This is a genomic window from Streptomyces galbus (assembly GCF_005280195.1).
Classification (GTDB): domain Bacteria; phylum Actinomycetota; class Actinomycetes; order Streptomycetales; family Streptomycetaceae; genus Streptomyces; species Streptomyces galbus.
In genome coordinates, this window is record NZ_SZPR01000017.1 from 185,592 (window position 1) to 200,060 (window position 14,469).

The 14,469-nt window shown below is 68.0% G+C and carries 16 protein-coding genes; 7 read left to right on the plus strand and 9 right to left on the minus strand.

Translation table 11 applies throughout. From position 1 onward, the window contains the following. Positions 1-260: 260 nt before the first annotated feature. The 4 genes from E4U92_RS20315 to E4U92_RS20330 all read left to right on the plus strand — a co-directional run bounded on the left by E4U92_RS20315 (position 261) and on the right by E4U92_RS20330 (position 4,975). Positions 261-509: a hypothetical protein gene (locus E4U92_RS20315; RefSeq protein ID WP_137301856.1), complete on the plus strand. Its 249-nt coding sequence runs from the start codon at positions 261-263 to the stop codon at positions 507-509. A gap of 536 nt (positions 510-1,045) precedes the next feature. Then, complete coding sequence (locus tag E4U92_RS20320) at positions 1,046-3,169, plus strand: sensor histidine kinase (protein WP_137301857.1); 2,124 nt, start codon at positions 1,046-1,048, stop codon at positions 3,167-3,169. A gap of 13 nt (positions 3,170-3,182) precedes the next feature. After that, positions 3,183-3,908 carry a DNA-binding transcriptional response regulator gene (locus tag E4U92_RS20325; protein WP_137301858.1) on the plus strand — a complete coding sequence of 242 codons (726 nt, stop codon included), beginning with the start codon at positions 3,183-3,185 and terminating at the stop codon, positions 3,906-3,908. Continuing rightward, on the plus strand, positions 3,905-4,975 hold the full coding sequence (locus E4U92_RS20330; RefSeq protein ID WP_137301859.1) for a ComEC/Rec2 family competence protein: 1,071 nt from the start codon (positions 3,905-3,907) through the stop codon (positions 4,973-4,975). The genes E4U92_RS20325 and E4U92_RS20330 overlap by 4 nt, the downstream gene beginning before the upstream one ends. Positions 4,976-5,265: 290 nt before the next feature. On the opposite strand, the gene E4U92_RS20335 is transcribed toward E4U92_RS20330, so the two are convergent. The 3 genes from E4U92_RS20335 to E4U92_RS20345 form a co-directional block, all read right to left on the minus strand. Next, positions 5,266-5,760, minus strand: coding sequence for a GNAT family N-acetyltransferase (locus E4U92_RS20335; RefSeq protein WP_137301860.1), 495 nt, complete (start codon positions 5,758-5,760; stop codon positions 5,266-5,268). A 63-nt stretch (positions 5,761-5,823) separates the two neighbouring features. Next, entirely contained in the window at positions 5,824-6,057 is a 234-nt protein-coding gene (locus E4U92_RS20340) for a hypothetical protein (RefSeq protein WP_137301861.1), read from the minus strand. Between the two features lie 18 nt (positions 6,058-6,075). Continuing rightward, positions 6,076-7,230: an inorganic phosphate transporter gene (locus E4U92_RS20345; RefSeq protein ID WP_137301862.1), complete on the minus strand. Its 1,155-nt coding sequence runs from the start codon at positions 7,228-7,230 to the stop codon at positions 6,076-6,078. Between the two features lie 70 nt (positions 7,231-7,300). Here E4U92_RS20345 and E4U92_RS20350 point away from each other — a divergent pair, with 70 nt between their 5' ends. Continuing rightward, positions 7,301-8,062, plus strand: a complete 762-nt coding sequence (locus E4U92_RS20350) for a VOC family protein (protein WP_174863950.1) — start codon at positions 7,301-7,303, stop codon at positions 8,060-8,062. A gap of 29 nt (positions 8,063-8,091) precedes the next feature. Here E4U92_RS20350 and E4U92_RS20355 read toward each other — a convergent pair whose 3' ends face one another. From E4U92_RS20355 to E4U92_RS20365, 3 genes are read right to left on the minus strand one after another with little or no spacing between them, the layout of a single operon-like run. Then, on the minus strand, positions 8,092-8,427 hold the full coding sequence (locus tag E4U92_RS20355) for a DUF952 domain-containing protein (RefSeq protein ID WP_137301863.1): 336 nt from the start codon (positions 8,425-8,427) through the stop codon (positions 8,092-8,094). Between the two features lie 53 nt (positions 8,428-8,480). After that, the gene (locus E4U92_RS20360; protein ID WP_137301864.1) at positions 8,481-8,771 is read right to left on the minus strand and encodes an LITAF-like zinc ribbon domain-containing protein; all 291 of its coding nucleotides are present in this window, start codon (positions 8,769-8,771) and stop codon (positions 8,481-8,483) included. Positions 8,772-8,797: 26 nt separating this feature from the next. Beyond that, positions 8,798-9,385, minus strand: a complete 588-nt coding sequence (locus E4U92_RS20365) for a dihydrofolate reductase family protein (protein WP_137301865.1) — start codon at positions 9,383-9,385, stop codon at positions 8,798-8,800. Between the two features lie 131 nt (positions 9,386-9,516). Between E4U92_RS20365 and E4U92_RS20370 the strand changes: the two genes are divergently transcribed. Beyond that, on the plus strand, positions 9,517-10,107 hold the full coding sequence (locus E4U92_RS20370) for a TetR/AcrR family transcriptional regulator (RefSeq protein WP_137301866.1): 591 nt from the start codon (positions 9,517-9,519) through the stop codon (positions 10,105-10,107). Between the two features lie 83 nt (positions 10,108-10,190). Here the strand turns inward: E4U92_RS20370 and E4U92_RS20375 are convergent, their stop codons facing one another. After that, entirely contained in the window at positions 10,191-10,940 is a 750-nt protein-coding gene (locus tag E4U92_RS20375; protein WP_137301867.1) for an SDR family NAD(P)-dependent oxidoreductase, read from the minus strand. A 128-nt stretch (positions 10,941-11,068) separates the two neighbouring features. On the opposite strand from E4U92_RS20375, the gene E4U92_RS20380 reads away from it, so the two are divergent. Beyond that, entirely contained in the window at positions 11,069-11,503 is a 435-nt protein-coding gene (locus tag E4U92_RS20380) for an Rrf2 family transcriptional regulator (protein WP_137301868.1), read from the plus strand. A gap of 222 nt (positions 11,504-11,725) precedes the next feature. On the opposite strand, the gene E4U92_RS20385 is transcribed toward E4U92_RS20380, so the two are convergent. After that, complete coding sequence (locus tag E4U92_RS20385; RefSeq protein WP_137301869.1) at positions 11,726-12,790, minus strand: family 2 encapsulin nanocompartment cargo protein polyprenyl transferase; 1,065 nt, start codon at positions 12,788-12,790, stop codon at positions 11,726-11,728. A gap of 115 nt (positions 12,791-12,905) precedes the next feature. Continuing rightward, positions 12,906-14,312 carry a family 2B encapsulin nanocompartment shell protein gene (locus E4U92_RS20390; protein WP_137301870.1) on the minus strand — a complete coding sequence of 469 codons (1,407 nt, stop codon included), beginning with the start codon at positions 14,310-14,312 and terminating at the stop codon, positions 12,906-12,908. Between the last annotated feature and the right edge of the window lie 157 nt (positions 14,313-14,469).

The following is a 14,469-nucleotide window of genomic DNA, read 5'->3' on the forward strand; positions in this document are numbered from 1 at the left end:
TCGAATGCCTCTTCAATGGTTGAGGCCCCTATGGGTGCCGGCCACCACGGTGCGACAGTGGCTACTGGCCGACTCTTCCTCTTTCGCGTTCCACCCAAAAAGAACACATCAATGTCGGTATGAGGATCAAACTGGCCGTACAGTTCCGCCCGATCGACTTTCAGCACTGACTCTATCCGCGAGCGCCACGGTTCATATCGACTACCACTACGCAGCACGTCCGGCAGAACCCCATGCAGCTGCTGACCAACTTTTAGCGCTTGCGCGCCCGCCAGAACAAATACTGCAGCCTGGGATACCGCACCACTCGACCAATCGCAGTCATCGTCGGCAAAGGTGTTCCCATACGGTGGATTGAGCAGGAGATGACCGCGATACCCGGCAGTATTGCGGAGCTCGGCAAGTCCGTCTCCGACCCCTATCCCCCGGAAGGCCCGCAGGCCCGACTCAAGATCGATACTCTGCGGTTGGACCTCCCCCTGATGGCGAGCGGCAGCGGCGAGGAATAGGCGTAACCGGGCGGCATCCACGAACGGCTGGTGAAGATCGCAACCACGGAGCCTGCCACCCCACAACCTCACAGTGCCGGCGAGGGTAGGAGCAGTGGGCAAGCCTTCAGAAGCAGCGATCAGGAGATCCCCCGCGCCACATGAAGGGTCCCAGTAGCGATCCGCTGTAGCTGACGCCTCGGGTCCACCGAGCAACGAGGCGAACTTGGCTCGTACCGGCCCACCCGTGAAGAAGGCTCCCTCGTCACGCCGCACTTGCAGCGGCACCAGGGAACGCAACTGCTGCGCCGCCTGACCGTTCAAGGCGTGGTGAACATCCTGCTCAACGCGCCCCCACGACCCACGCACAACGTCCGAGGCGAGCACCCTCAGTCGGTCGGTGTACACCCCATATTCAGCCGTTCGCACGCGGCCCCCTTCCCTAACGGTGTCAACTGCCTTATATGTAGCTGACATTGACGATCAGTGCGCCGCTATTCTGCAGCAGGCTGGCCGGCCTCGGAACCCCGGGGTAGGTCCAGTCCGAAGGGGGATCCTTGACGACTCATCTGCGCTTCGCCCCAGAGATCTTGGTGCGACTCGGCGAGGAGCTCATCCCGCACCCTGACCTGGGGGTGATCGAACTGGTCCGTAACGCCTACGACGCTGACGCTGACTACTGCAACGTCACCCTCACCAACGCGTCCCAACCCGGCGGGACACTGGTTGTCGAGGACAACGGTGACGGCATGACCGCAGACGACATCAGGGACGGCTTCCTCCTGATCGGCCGCTCGACGAAGCCTGGCTCGCCTCTGACGCGCAAGGGGCGACGTAAAGTCGGCGAAAAAGGGCTGGGGCGGCTCGCGGCCCTGCGCCTGGGACGCAGGGTGGATCTGATAACCCGGCCACGTGAAGAGCTAGGTACCGAGTATGTGCTTCAAATCGATTGGGCCGATTACGAGTCGGTGAATACCGTTGAGGACGTTGAATTAAACGTCGAGAAACGGCAGACAACGAAGAAGCCGGGCACCGACCTCACGATTTACGGCCTGCGTCAAGGCTTCGATGCCACCGAAATGGAGCGGCTCGCACGGGCCATGCGTCTCCTAACAGGATTCTTCGAAGATCAGGACACCGGCTTTAAGGCCACCCTCAATGCACCACAGTTCGAGAAAGTCGCCGCTGCCGTAAATCACGGATTCTTCGATGATTACGAGTACAGACTAGTAGCTCATCTAGACGATGAGGGGCACGCAAGCGCGGCACTCTACAACTGGAAGAATGAAGAAGTTGCGCGTGGAGATCACTTTGATGTAGCGCAAGGTCGCGTGAGGGGCCAATTGCAGGCACCACTCGCTTATCAAGCGCCGCCAGCAACATTCGAACTTTGGATGTTCATCCTGGACGCCAAGTCCTTTACCCGTCGGGCTTCACCACACAAACATTCCGATCTTAGGCCATGGCTTAAAGTGATTGGCGGTGTGCACCTATTTCATCGAGGTTTGCGTGTTCACCCATACGGCGACCCCGGATTTGACTGGCTCGAGCTGAACCTCCTGCGATCGCGCAGTCCAGAACTTCGGCCTTCCAGTAACACTAGTGTGGGTCGTGTTTCCGTGGAAGATCCGGGTGACGCCTTAACTCCCAAAACCGACCGGATGGGATTTCAGGAGAATCTGGCTTTCATCGATTTGCGCGAGTTTGCCCGACGAGCAACCGACTGGGCGGCGCGCGAGCGTCTTCGAATTCGTGAAGCCGGAAGGATCGGCGGAGCGGCAGCAGCCAAAAAGGAGAAGGAGAAGGCTAAGCGTTCGATCAATACAGTTCTGAACGAGATCAGAAAATTCAATCCAGTTCAAGCGGCAGAAGTCTCAGAGTTGGTTGACACCCAAGAGCGATATATTCAAGCTCTTGAGCGCGACCGCCTCCTGTATAGGTCTCTGGCGACAGTCGGCATTAGCACCGCAGTGTTCGCCCATGAGTCGCTAACAACTTCCGCCGGGCTCGGCGAGGACCTGGAGATGCTGGAGAGCCGAATCCGGGAGCTGACTGAAGAGTCCTCATACGCTGGGCGCCTCGAAAAGATCCTGAACCGCGCCAAGGGATGCGCCACATCCATTCATTCATTCGCCAAGGTTCCCCTGCGTATGCTGCGGCGCAGCAAACGCCGAGCAGCAGTGATAGACGTGAATGACGCATGCCGAGAGTTTGCGGAGATGTTCGGGGGCTATCTAACCGATAGAAATATCCTGTTGGATCTGGATCTGAGCGATGAACCGGCTCGTGTACTCACACCTGTCGCGGACATTGAGTCGATCTACACCAATCTGGTCATTAATTCAGCGAATGCTTTCTCGCATTCGACAGAGCCTTCGGGTGAACAAGTGGTCCTCATTCGCACCCGAACAGACTCTCGTCATGTGTTCATTGACGTGGCCGACTCAGGGCCAGGATTGACTGATGTCTCTGTGGAGAACATGTGGCTCCCAGGCGAAGGGGGCGAGACGTCCGACGGGACAGGTCTGGGGTTGACAATTGTCAGGGATATCGTCGCCGACCTTCACGGGAAGAAGAGCGTGCTGGAAGACGGAGAACTGTCGGCTGAAATCCACGGGGAACTGGGAGGTGCCGCATTTCATATCCGGCTCCCCAAGCAGGCCGACGGTAGGGACAGGTAGGTAGCACAGCCCGATGCTCGACACGGCCACATCTGACCTTCAAGGGCTCGATGAAATAAGGGTTGCCCTTGTAGATGATCGCAAGGATGCGCTGACCAGGACCTGCGATCTCCTCGAAGATTTACCCCTGAGTTTTGAATCGATGCTTCTGCGAGAAACGCAGACACTCGATAGCGTACTCAGGGAGATCCGGGCGCGCGGCTGCAATGCTTTGATTTCGGATCATCGCCTACGTCATCAATCGCATGTCGGATTCGACGGTGCGGAGCTGGTCTACAGAGCTAACGAGAGAAAGCTACCAGCAATCCTGTACAGCGCTTACGTTGAGGATGACGAAGCGACAACAATCCGCGAGTGGCGCTATTTCATCCCCCGCGTGGTAGAGAAGGGACCTGGGTCCGTCAAAGTGATCCCGGGAGCCCTCAAAGCCGCCAAGGCGGAATCAGATGGTGTGCGTCCGCTTGAGCGGCGAGGCTTCCTCACTCCGATTCGGGTCGTCGATATTCACCGTGATTCAGGATACCCAACGGTGGAAGTTACCGTGACCGCATGGAAGCCGGACGCTAGAGTTACGATTCCTGCTACCCGCCTCCCGGTCACGCACCGAAAACTCTCGCCCGGTCTCATCGGTCAGGTATTTCTCGGTGACGTAAATTTCTACGCCGAGGAAGAGTCCGAATTATTCTTTCACAAACTTCGGCCAGCGCCAGAGATCCCCTCTGATTGGAAGTCCGAATGACCACGGCACAAGCGGGGATCCAGCCCGTGCCACAGCCCACGAAGGCCTCGACTGAGGCAGTTATCTTGGACGTAGGTCATGGAAACTGCGCAGTCCTTCGTGATGGCAATAGGTGCGTCATAGTGGACGCCAAGTCCGACAAACTGCTGTATCAAGAACTTGTGACATCAGGTGTGCGCCGCATCGAGCACTTGGTGCTCTCTCATGCGGACAGTGACCACATCGCCGGTGCTTTGAGGCTGCTCCCCAATGACGACTTCGAAGTTGGAACGGTATGGCTAAACTCCGATAGTCAGAAAGACAGTCGGCAATGGCATGAACTACTGGCGCTCCTAACGGCACTGCACCAGGCTGGGCGCCTAAAGGCTCGACTCGCCATTTGCGATCTCGACGGCTGGGACCTCTCTCTTGAGAACGTCTTAATCGATGTTATCCATCCCACTTTGACCGACATCGGTCATGGCACGGGAAAGAGAGGACGAGTTCGCCCAGAGATTACGACCAACGGAATGTCGGTCGTGCTTCGCGTCCTCCTCGAAGGACTTCCTGCACTGCTTCTTCCTGGCGACCTCGACTCGGCTGGTCTGGATCAAATACTCAGCCGCGATAAGGAAGTATCAGCTCACGTTCTTGTCTATCCGCATCACGGTGGGCATAGCGGAGGCGGCACAGAGGAATCTTTTGCAAAAGTTCTATGCGACGCAGTCTCTCCAGACGTCGTCTTATTCTCCATGGGTCGAGGGGTGTTCAGGAATCCGCTGCCGGAGGTTGTGGAGGAGATAACCCGCTCGTTCCCAGATACACGCGTGGCCTGCACGCAGCTTTCGGAGAACTGTCACGTCGGCCCCGTGCCTGACGGCGAGAGAGACTATCTCCTCAATCGCCCTGCTGCTGGCCACACAGGAAACAGGTCTTGCGTCGGCACAGTCAGAGTTGCCGTCGCCGATAACCAACTCGTAGTGGAACCAGCGCCCCTGGGTCACAAACGATGGATCAGGCAGCACGTGAACACCGCTATGTGCGAGTCGAGCGCGATCCTCCCGGTACCCAGGCCGCGCTACCCGTGATGGGAAGTCCCAAGCCAGTCCGCACACAGCCCGCAAGACACCCGCTCAAGACCGTCGCACCCCATCGCCACCAATCGCCAAAAGGCCAGGTCAGCGCCCCACAGGAAACATCCCCGCAGGTCACCGACCCGGCCCATTACTAGGAGACCAAGAAGGCCTGACCAGGCCCGACGCTCAGGTCTTCCGCCAGCCCGCGGTCGGTGCACCACCGCGGTTCACGCGGCTCCGCGAGGGGCCCGGTCGCAGTCGGCCGGGCCCCTTCGCCGTGCGTGCGGACGTGCGCGGGGCCGTCAGCGGGCGTCGTTCGGGGCCTGCGCGGCGAGGTCCGCCAGCGGGCCGCCGGAGAGGCGGCAGACCGTCCACTCGTCGAGGAGTTCGGCGCCGAGGGACTTGTAGAAGCCGATCGCCGGCTCGTTCCAGTCCAGCACCCACCACTCGAAGCGCTCGTAGCCGTCGCGGCGGCACAGGGCGGCCAGGGAGGCGAGCAGCGCCTTGCCGTGGCCCCCGCCCCGGGCGTGCGGCCGGACGTACAGGTCCTCCAGGTGCATGCCCCGGGTGCCGGTCCAGGTGGAGAACCGGGGGAACCACAGCGCGTAGCCCACCGTGTCGCCCGTGGCGTCGTCCTCGGCGATCAGCGCGTGCGCGGCCGGGGGGTCGTCGAACAGCGCCCGGCGGAGCTGCTCGTCGGTGGCGCGGGCCTGTTCCTCGGCCCGCTCGTACGCGGCGAGTTCGCGGATCATCGCGCGGATCTCGGGGACGTCGTGCACACCGGCGGGCCTGATCATGCCCCCGATCCTGCTCCACCCGGGCCCGGCGTGTCCAACCCCGGTCCGCCGGGCCCGGGCGGCTCAGTGGAACTGCGGGACGATGAGGTAGAGGCCGTAGCCCACCACCGCGGCGCACGCGAGGAAGCACAGGCCCGCCTGGGCCCGTCCGAGGGCGGTCGGGCCGCCGTCCTCCTGCCGCGCGTCCTCCGCCCGGGACAGGCCGAGGACGCCGAGGGCGAAGACGACGACCACCGCGACGGTGACGCCGAGGCTGACCGCGGCCACCTGGCCGAGGGCGCTCCAGTCGAGTTCCATCTCTCCCGCTCCCCGCGCTCAGGCGGCCGTGCCGACGTGGGCCGGGGGCGCGCTGCCGACCCGGACCTCGTGGCTGTCGTTGACGTTGGCCGCGTGCACCGGGTTGCGGCGCGAGAGCAGCACCATGCCGCCGGCCAGGGCGGCGCCGACCAGGGCGACGACGGCCGCGCCCGCGTTCCCGCCGTGGGTGACGACGCTCGCGGCCACACCGCCGACCAGTGCCGCCGAGGGCAGGGTGACCAGCCAGGCGACCAGCATCCGGCCGGCCACGCCCCAGCGGACCTCGGCGAGCCGGCGGCCGAGCCCGGCGCCCAGGATGCTGCCGGAGACCACCTGGGTGGTGGACAGGGCGAAGCCCAGGTGGGCGGAGGTGAGGATGACCGTGGTGGACGCCGTCTCGGCGGCGAAGCCCTGCGGCGACTGGATCTCCGTCAGCCCCTTGCCCATCGTGCGGATGATGCGCCAGCCGCCCAGGTAGGTGCCCAGGCCGATGGAGAGTCCCGCCGCGCCGATGACCCACAGCGGCGGACCGGCGTCGTGGCCGAGCGCGCCCGCGGAGATCAGGGTCAGGGTGATGACGCCCATCGTCTTCTGCGCGTCGTTGGTGCCGTGCGCCAGCGAGACGAGCGACGCGGAGGCGATCTGCCCGTACCGGAAACCGCCGGTCACGGGCTTGCGGCGGGCCCGTGCGGTGATCCGGTAGGCGCAGTAGGTGGCGGCCAGGGCCGCGACGCCCGCCACCAGGGGCGAGGCCAGCGCCGGGACGATCACCTTCTCGACCACCTTGTCGACGTGCACCCCGTGCGAGCCGGCACCGACCCAGACCGCGCCGACGAGCCCGCCGAACAGCGCGTGGGACGAGCTCGACGGCAGCCCGAGCAGCCAGGTCAGCAGGTTCCACAGGATCGCGCCGACCAGCCCCGCGAAGATCATCCCCGGCGTGACTAGGGTGTCGTCCACGATGCCTCCGGAGATCGTCCGGGCCACCTCGGTGGACAGGAAGGCACCGACGACGTTGAGGACCCCGCTGATCAGCACGGCCGTTCTGGGACCGAGCGCACCGGTGGCGATGGAGGTGGCCATCGCGTTCGCCGTGTCGTGGAACCCGTTGGTGAAGTCGAAGGCCAACGCCGTGACGATGACCACCGCCACCAGGAAGGTGATGTGATCCATCCCCCCAGGCAAGCAGAGCGAGGCCAATGCCCGGCGAAGGGCAGGCGAACCCTCGTGTCATCCTGGGGGCGTGACCTCGGCTGAGAGCGCAGACGTGCGCTGGGTGTACGCGTTCGTCGACCGGCCCCGTGCGCGCTGCGCGTCCGCCGGTGCTTTCTGGACGGCCGTGACCGGCACCCGGCTGTCCGAACCGCGCGGCGAGCGCGGGGAGTTCGCCACCTTCCTCCCCGACGGCACCGACCCCTGCGTGAAGCTGCAGGGCGTCGACGACGGGGACGGGGGCGCCCACCTCGACCTCTGCGTCGAGGACGTGCCGGGGCTCGTCGAGCGGGCCCGGGCGCTGGGGGCGCGGACGGTCGCCCCGCACGACGACTGGGCCGTCCTCGCCTCACCCGGCGGGCAGTTGTTCTGCGCGGTGCCGTGGCTCGGGGAGACGGTACGGCCGCCGGTGGTGGCCGGCAGCCGCCTGGACCAGGTCTGCCTGGACGTCCCGCCGTCCGCCTACGACGCCGAAGTCGCCTTCTGGAGCGAGCTGTTGCCCGGCTGGACGTCCCGGGCGGGGTCCCGGCCCGAGTTCCACGTGGTCGCGCCGCCCGCCGGACTGCCCGTGCGGCTGCTGCTCCAGCGGCTGGACGCCGAGCGCCCGGCCTCCGCCCACCTCGACCTGGCCTGCGGCGCGGACGTCGCGGGCGTACGGGCCCGGCACGAGCGGCTCGGCGCGGTCCTCGTCGCCGAGCGGCCGCACTGGACGGTGATGCGGGACCCGACGGGCGGCACGTACTGCCTGACCGGCCGCGACCCGCGGACCGGCGGCCTGCCCGACGCCTCCTAGGGGGTGTCTCGGCAGGGGGCCGCCCGCGGTCAGCGCCAGTCCTCCACCTCGACCACGGCGCCGACCGGGATGGCCCCGTACACGTGCGGGAACTCCTCGCCGCCGGGCTTCACGGCCTCGTACACCAGCGGGACGTCCAGCCGGGCCGGGTCGACGACCAGCACCACCAGGTCGTCGGGCGCGTCCGGGCCGCCGTACAGGAAGGCCGCGACGCGCGGGAGCTGGGCACGGGTGGAGCAGTGGATGAAGCCCTCCTCCTCGAGGGTGCGGCCCCGGGTGGACCACCGGTAGTCACCCCGGTCGCGGGCGGCCTCCCAGAGCCGGCGCTCGGTGATGTGCAGGACGGGGGGCTTTTCGGCGGTCATGGGCGCACGCTACCGCGCGGGGCGCGGACCGGGCGGCACGGGGACGGGGCCGGTCAGGACCGTCCGGCCGCCTCCCCGTACGCCTCGGGCTCCGCGGGCGGGTCGGGCTCCTCGGCACCCACGGCCAGGCGCGCCGGCCCGGCGTCCGTGGCACCCCCGGCGTCCTCGGTGTTCCTGCCGGCCTCGGCCGTCCCGGCGCTCTCGGCGTCGTACGCCTCGCACCCGGGGTTGCGGCAGGGCCCCGGGACCCAGCGCGGCACCCAGGCACCGAGGGTCTTGTACCGCCGCACGACCGTCTCGACGGACTGTCCGCAGGCCGGACAGACGCGCTGTTCCCTGTCCATGGACCCAGCGTAGGGCGGCCCGCGCCTCAGCGCTTCCTGCGGTACGTCCGCACCAGCGTGCCGTTGGTGAAGGCGCGCACCTCGTCCAGGGAGAACGCGGTGACGTCGACGCCGGCCGTGCCGAACATCGGCATGCCGCGGCCGTACACCAGGGGGTACGTCTTGATGACCACCTCGTCGACCTCGCCGAGCAGTTCACCCGCGAGCCGGGAGCCGCCGCAGAGGTAGACGCCCAGGGTGCCCTCCTCCGCCTTGAGCGCGCGCACCCTGCCGACCACGTCGTCCGCGACGATTTCCACGTCCGGGTCGGGCGAGGCGCCCAGCGTGCGGGAGGCCACGTACTGGCGGAGGTGGGCGTAGGGGCTGGTGATCCCCTCCTTCAGCGCGACCTCGTAGCTGCCGCGCCCCTGGATGACCGTGTCGAACCGCTCGTTGGGCCGGCCGTCGATGCCGAAGGCCCGCCGGGCGGCGGTGGGCAGGGTGTCTGCCGCCTCGGTGCGCAGGTACTGCAGGAACTCCTCGTCGAGGAGGGACATCATCGCCGTGGCGTCACCGTCGGGGTCCCCGATGAACCCGTCGAGCGAACAGGCGACGAAGTAGGTGAGCTTGCGCAAGCGGATCTCGTTTCGTAGGCCGCACCCACAACCACTGCGGTTGCAGTGGTTCGGTTATAGTACTTCAGGTGTAGTGGTTGCAAGGGGCTGGGAGACGATGCCTCCCGGCGGAACGAGATGAGAGGTGCCGCATGGCGGGCAATCCGGAGCGCAGGGCGGCCCTGGTGGACGCCGGGATCACGGTGCTCGCACAGGAGGGGGCGCGCGGGCTGACGTTCCGCGCGGTGGACACGGCGGCCGAGGTGCCGGTGGGCACCGCCTCCAACTACTTCGCCTCGCGCGACGACCTGCTGCGGCAGATCGACGCCCGGCTGCACGCACGGCTCGCGCCGGACCCCGAGGTGCTCGGGGAGCTGATGACCAGGCCCCGGGACCGCTCCCTGGTCACCGCGCTCATGCGGGACCTGATGTCCCGGGTGGTGCGGGACCGCACCGGCTACCTCGCCCTGCTGGAGATGCGCCTGGAGGCCACCCGGCGTCCCGGACTGCGGACCTCGTTCACCGAGTCGGTGCGCGGCGAGCTGGAGTTCGGCATCGCCTTCCACCGGGACGCCGGGCTGCCCGGCGGTGACGGCACGGTCGTCGTCCTCTACCTCGCCATGCTCGGGCTGATCCTGGAGCACCTGACCCTGCCGGGGGTGCTCGACGGGGTGCTGCCCGGGGTGGAGGTGCCGGAGGGGCTGGTGGAGCGGATCGTGGCGGCGGTCGTGCCGGAGGGCTGACCCGCACGGAGACTGCGCCGCCGGGCCCTGGACCGGCCCCGGAGGCGCACTGTCCTCCGGGGCGCGTGGCAGGGGGGGCGGATTCAGGCGTTGTAGCCGCCATGGGCGTCCAGTACCGCGCCCGTGACGTACGACGCGGCGGGGCTCGCGAGGAAGGCGATCGCCGCGGCGATCTCGTCGGGGTGTCCCATGCGCTGCAGGGACAGCGAGCCGACCAGGGTCTTGAGGGTCTCGGGGTCCGGCGGCTCCATGCCGCCCTCCATCAGTCCGGCCTCCACGACGTTGGCCGTGATGTTCCGGGGCCCGAGGTCGCGTGCGACGCCCATGGTGTACCTCTCGATCCCGGACTTGGTCGCCGCGTAGTCGGCAAGGCCGGGGGCGCCGACCCGGGAGCCCAGTCCGGAACTCACCGTGATGATGCGACCGCCCGTGCGCAGCACCCGGGAGGCGGCCCGGATGACGGCGATCACGCCGAGGTAGTTGGTGGCGTGCATCCGGTCCAGTGCGGCGGTGTCGGCGTCCGGGTCGTCCACCGTGCCGGCCACAGAGATCGCCGCGTTGTTGACGAGGATGTCCAGGCCGCCGAAGTGTGCGACCACGTCGTCGATCAGCGCCGGCGCCCGGCTCGTGTCCGCCTGGTCGGACTGGAGAGCGACGGCCTTGGCTCCCTTGCCGTGCACCTCGTCGACGACGGCCCGCGCCCGCTTCTCGGAGTTGACGTAGGTGAAGGCGACGTCGGCACCCTGCTCGGCCAGCAGCCGTACGGTCGCCGCTCCCAGTCCGCGCGACCCCCCGGTGACCAGGGCGACCTTGCCCGTGAGTGGCTTGCTCATTCTTCCCACCTCGTTGATTGACGCTTCCCCCGACAGTCGCAACGCTAGTTGTTACGACAGTTAGTTGCAACTTTCATTGTTACGACTGTGCCGTCGTAACATGAAGTGTTGCGGCCGAGAGGAGGGTCATGAGCGCCAACAGCAGGTTGACCATCGCTGCCCACGCACTGGCCTGGATCGGTCTCTATCAGCGCCAGGGTCATGAGGTCGCCACCTCCGAGCAGATCGCGACCAGCGCGAACACCAACCCCGTGGTGATCAGGCGGCTGCTCGGCGAGCTGCGGCGGGCCGGGCTCGTGGAGTCCCGGCGGGGCGCGGGCGCGGGCTGGTCGCTGGCGCGTGAGCTGGGAACGATGACCCTGCTCGATGTGTACGAGGCAGTGGAACCCGGCCCGCTGTTCGCGATGCACCGCACCACTCCGGACCAGGGATGCGTGGTGGGCTACGGCATCCAGCCGACGATGCAGAGCATCTATGAGGGCATCGAGGAGACGCTGAGGCACGAGCTGGCCCGCGTCACGCTCGAGGACGTGCTCCGGGACGTACTCGCGGCACCTCGCTAGCGCGCGGAGCTGGACGAACCAGGAACTGCTCGGGGCGCGTCCACCGGCGTCCGGTGCCAGGGGGTGGGGCACGCGCCGGTCGCCGGGCGGACGGGCGAGGGCGATGGCGTGGGTGGGCCCCGCGCACCGTGGGGATGCGCGGGACCCGTTCGTCCGGGTCCTCGGACGCCGGGCGGTGTCAGGGCCGCACCGGCCCGGGGCCCGGGGTCGGGTGACCCGACCTCAGGCGCTGCGCCGGGTCACGAACTCCGCGAGGGCCAGCAGGCCGCCCGCCGTCTCCGGGTCCGGGATCGCCCGGGTCAGCTCGGACACCGCGCGGGCCATGCGGTCGGCGGCCTGGGCCTGCGCCCAGTCGCGGCCGCCCGCCCGCTCGACGGCCAGCACCGTGCGTTCCAGGTCCGCGGCGGCGTAGGGCCGGGCGTACAGCTCGGCGAGTTCGGCCGCCGCCGGAGTGCCGGAGGTCAGCGCGGCCACCACCGGCAGGGACTTCTTGCGGACGGCGAGGTCGGCGCCGGCCGGCTTGCCCGTGTGCCGGGGGTCGCCCCATATGCCGATCACGTCGTCGATGAGCTGGAAGGCGAGCCCCGCCTCACGGCCGAACGCGTCCAGCGCGTCCACGTCCCCGGGCGCCGCCCCCGCGTACAGCGCGCCCAGGGCGCAGGCGCAGCCCAGCAGTGCTCCGGTCTTCGCCTCCGCCAGGGTGAGCACCTCGTCGAGGGTGACCTCGCCGGGGTGGCGCCGCTCCAGGGCGGTGTCGACCTGCTGGCCCTCGCACAGCTCGACCACGCAGGACGCGAGTCGTGCCACGGCCGCCGCGGACGCCGGGTGCGGGTCGGCGGCGAGCAGGCCGAGGGCCCGGGCGTGCAGGGCGTCACCGGCGAGGATCGCGTCGGGGACGCCGAACACGGTCCAGGCGGTGGGCCGGTGTCTGCGCGTGGTGTCCCGGTCCATCACGTCGTCGTGCAACAGGGTGAAGTTGTGGACCAGTTCGACCGCCGTGGCCGCCCGGAGGGCCGCCGTGCGGGCGGCGGGACCGCCGAGCGCGGCGGCCGCGGTGAGGACGAGCGCGGGCCGGACGGCCTTGCCGGCGTGGCCCGCCGCCACGGTGCCGTCCGCGTGCTCCCAGCCGAAGTGATAGCGCGCGACCCGGCGCATCCCGGTGGGCAGCGCGTCGACCGCCGCGCGCAGCCCGGGGTCGACCGCGGCCCGGGCGTCGGCCAGGATCGCGGTGGCCTCCTGTCCGTCCCAGGTGCTCGTCGGTCTGCTCTCCGTGGCGAAGTCGGTCACCTGGTCTCCCTCGCAGGGTCCGCGGACGGTGGCGCGGGTCGCGCCGGGGAGCGGCCCGGGCGCCCGGGGTGCCCCCGCCGGGCGGGGCGGGAGCGGGGCGCGCGGGCCGCGGAGGTCACCGCCAGCGGCCCACCTCGACGTTCTCCAGGACGCCGAGGGCGTCGGGGACCAGGACGGCGGCCGAGTAGTACGCCGTGACCAGGTAGTTGATGACGGCCTGTTCGTTGATGCCCATGAACCGGACCGACAGGCTCGGCTCGATCTCGTCCGGGATGCCGGACTGGCGCAGGCCGATGACGCCCTGGTCCTGCTCACCGAGGCGCATCGCGATGATGGAGCTGGTCCGGGCCTCGGTGACCGGGATCTTGTTGCACGGGTAGATGGGCACGCCGCGCCAGGTCGGGATGCGGTTGCCGCCGACGTCGATGGTCTCGGGCACCAGTCCGCGCTTGTTCAGTTCGCGGCCGAACGCGGCGATCGCGCGCGGGTGGGCGAGGAAGAGCTTGGTGCCGCGCCGGCGGCTGAGCAGCTCGTCCATGTCGTCGGGGCTGGGCACGCCGTCGTGCGGCTGGATCCGCTGGTCGTACTCGCAGTTGTGCAGCAGGCCGAACTCGCGGTTGTTGACCAGCTCGTGCTCCTGGCGCTCCTTGAGCGCCTCGACCGTGAGCCGTAGCTGCTGCTCGGTCTGGTTCATCGGCTGGTTGTAGAGGTCGGCCACGCGCGTGTGGATGCGCAGCACCGTCTGCGCGATGCTCAGTTCGTACTCGCGCGGCCGGGCCTCGTAGTCCACGAAGGTGTGCGGGATGTCGGGCTCGCCGGAGTGGCCGGAGGCGAGGACGACCTCCTTCTCGCCGTGGCGGTTGGTGCGCTGCTGCGGGATCGAACGCTGCCGCTGGACGTGCTCGCGCAGCGAGTCCGCGCGCTCCTGGACCTGCTCGAAGTCGCTCCGGGACAGGGTGAGCACGGTGCAGGCGGTGGCCGCGCGGGCGGTGTACTCCCAGATGGCGTCGGCGTCGAGCAGCGCCTGGTCGCCGAAGTGGGCGCCGTCGGCGAGGACGCCGAGCACCTGGTCGTCGCCGTAGGGGCCGGTGCCGACCTTCTCGACCCGGCCGTGGGCCAGCAGGTACACCTCGTCGGTCGGGCTGCCGAAGGAGGCGATGACCTCGCCGGCGCCGATCTCCCGCTGCCGGCACCGCTGGGCCAGCTCGCCGAGGACGTCGATGTCGTCGTAGGAACGCAGCGCGGGGAGTTCGCCCAGCTCCGCGGGGATCACCTCGACGCGGTCCCCGGTCTTCACGAAGGTGATGCGGCCGTCGCCGACCGCGAACGTCAGGCGCCGGTTGACCCGGTAGGTGCCGCCGTGGACATCCACCCAGGGCAGCATCCGCAGCAGCCAGCGGGAGCTGATCTCCTGCATCTGCGGAACGGACTTGGTGGTGGTGGCCAGGTTCCGCGCGGCCGCGGTGCCGAGGCTCTGCTGCGGCTTGCCCTGCTCCGTGCGGACCTCTTCGCCTACCGACATAGAGAACTGCCCTCCCGTGACGCACCTGTCGCACCGGGGCCGTGCTGCGCCCGGCATCCGTCTCGCCCCCAGCCTTCCATCACGCACCGTGTCGGTGCTATTACACGAAAGAGCGGGGTTGGATCATCCGACGACTGGGCAGACAGGGGGATCGCCG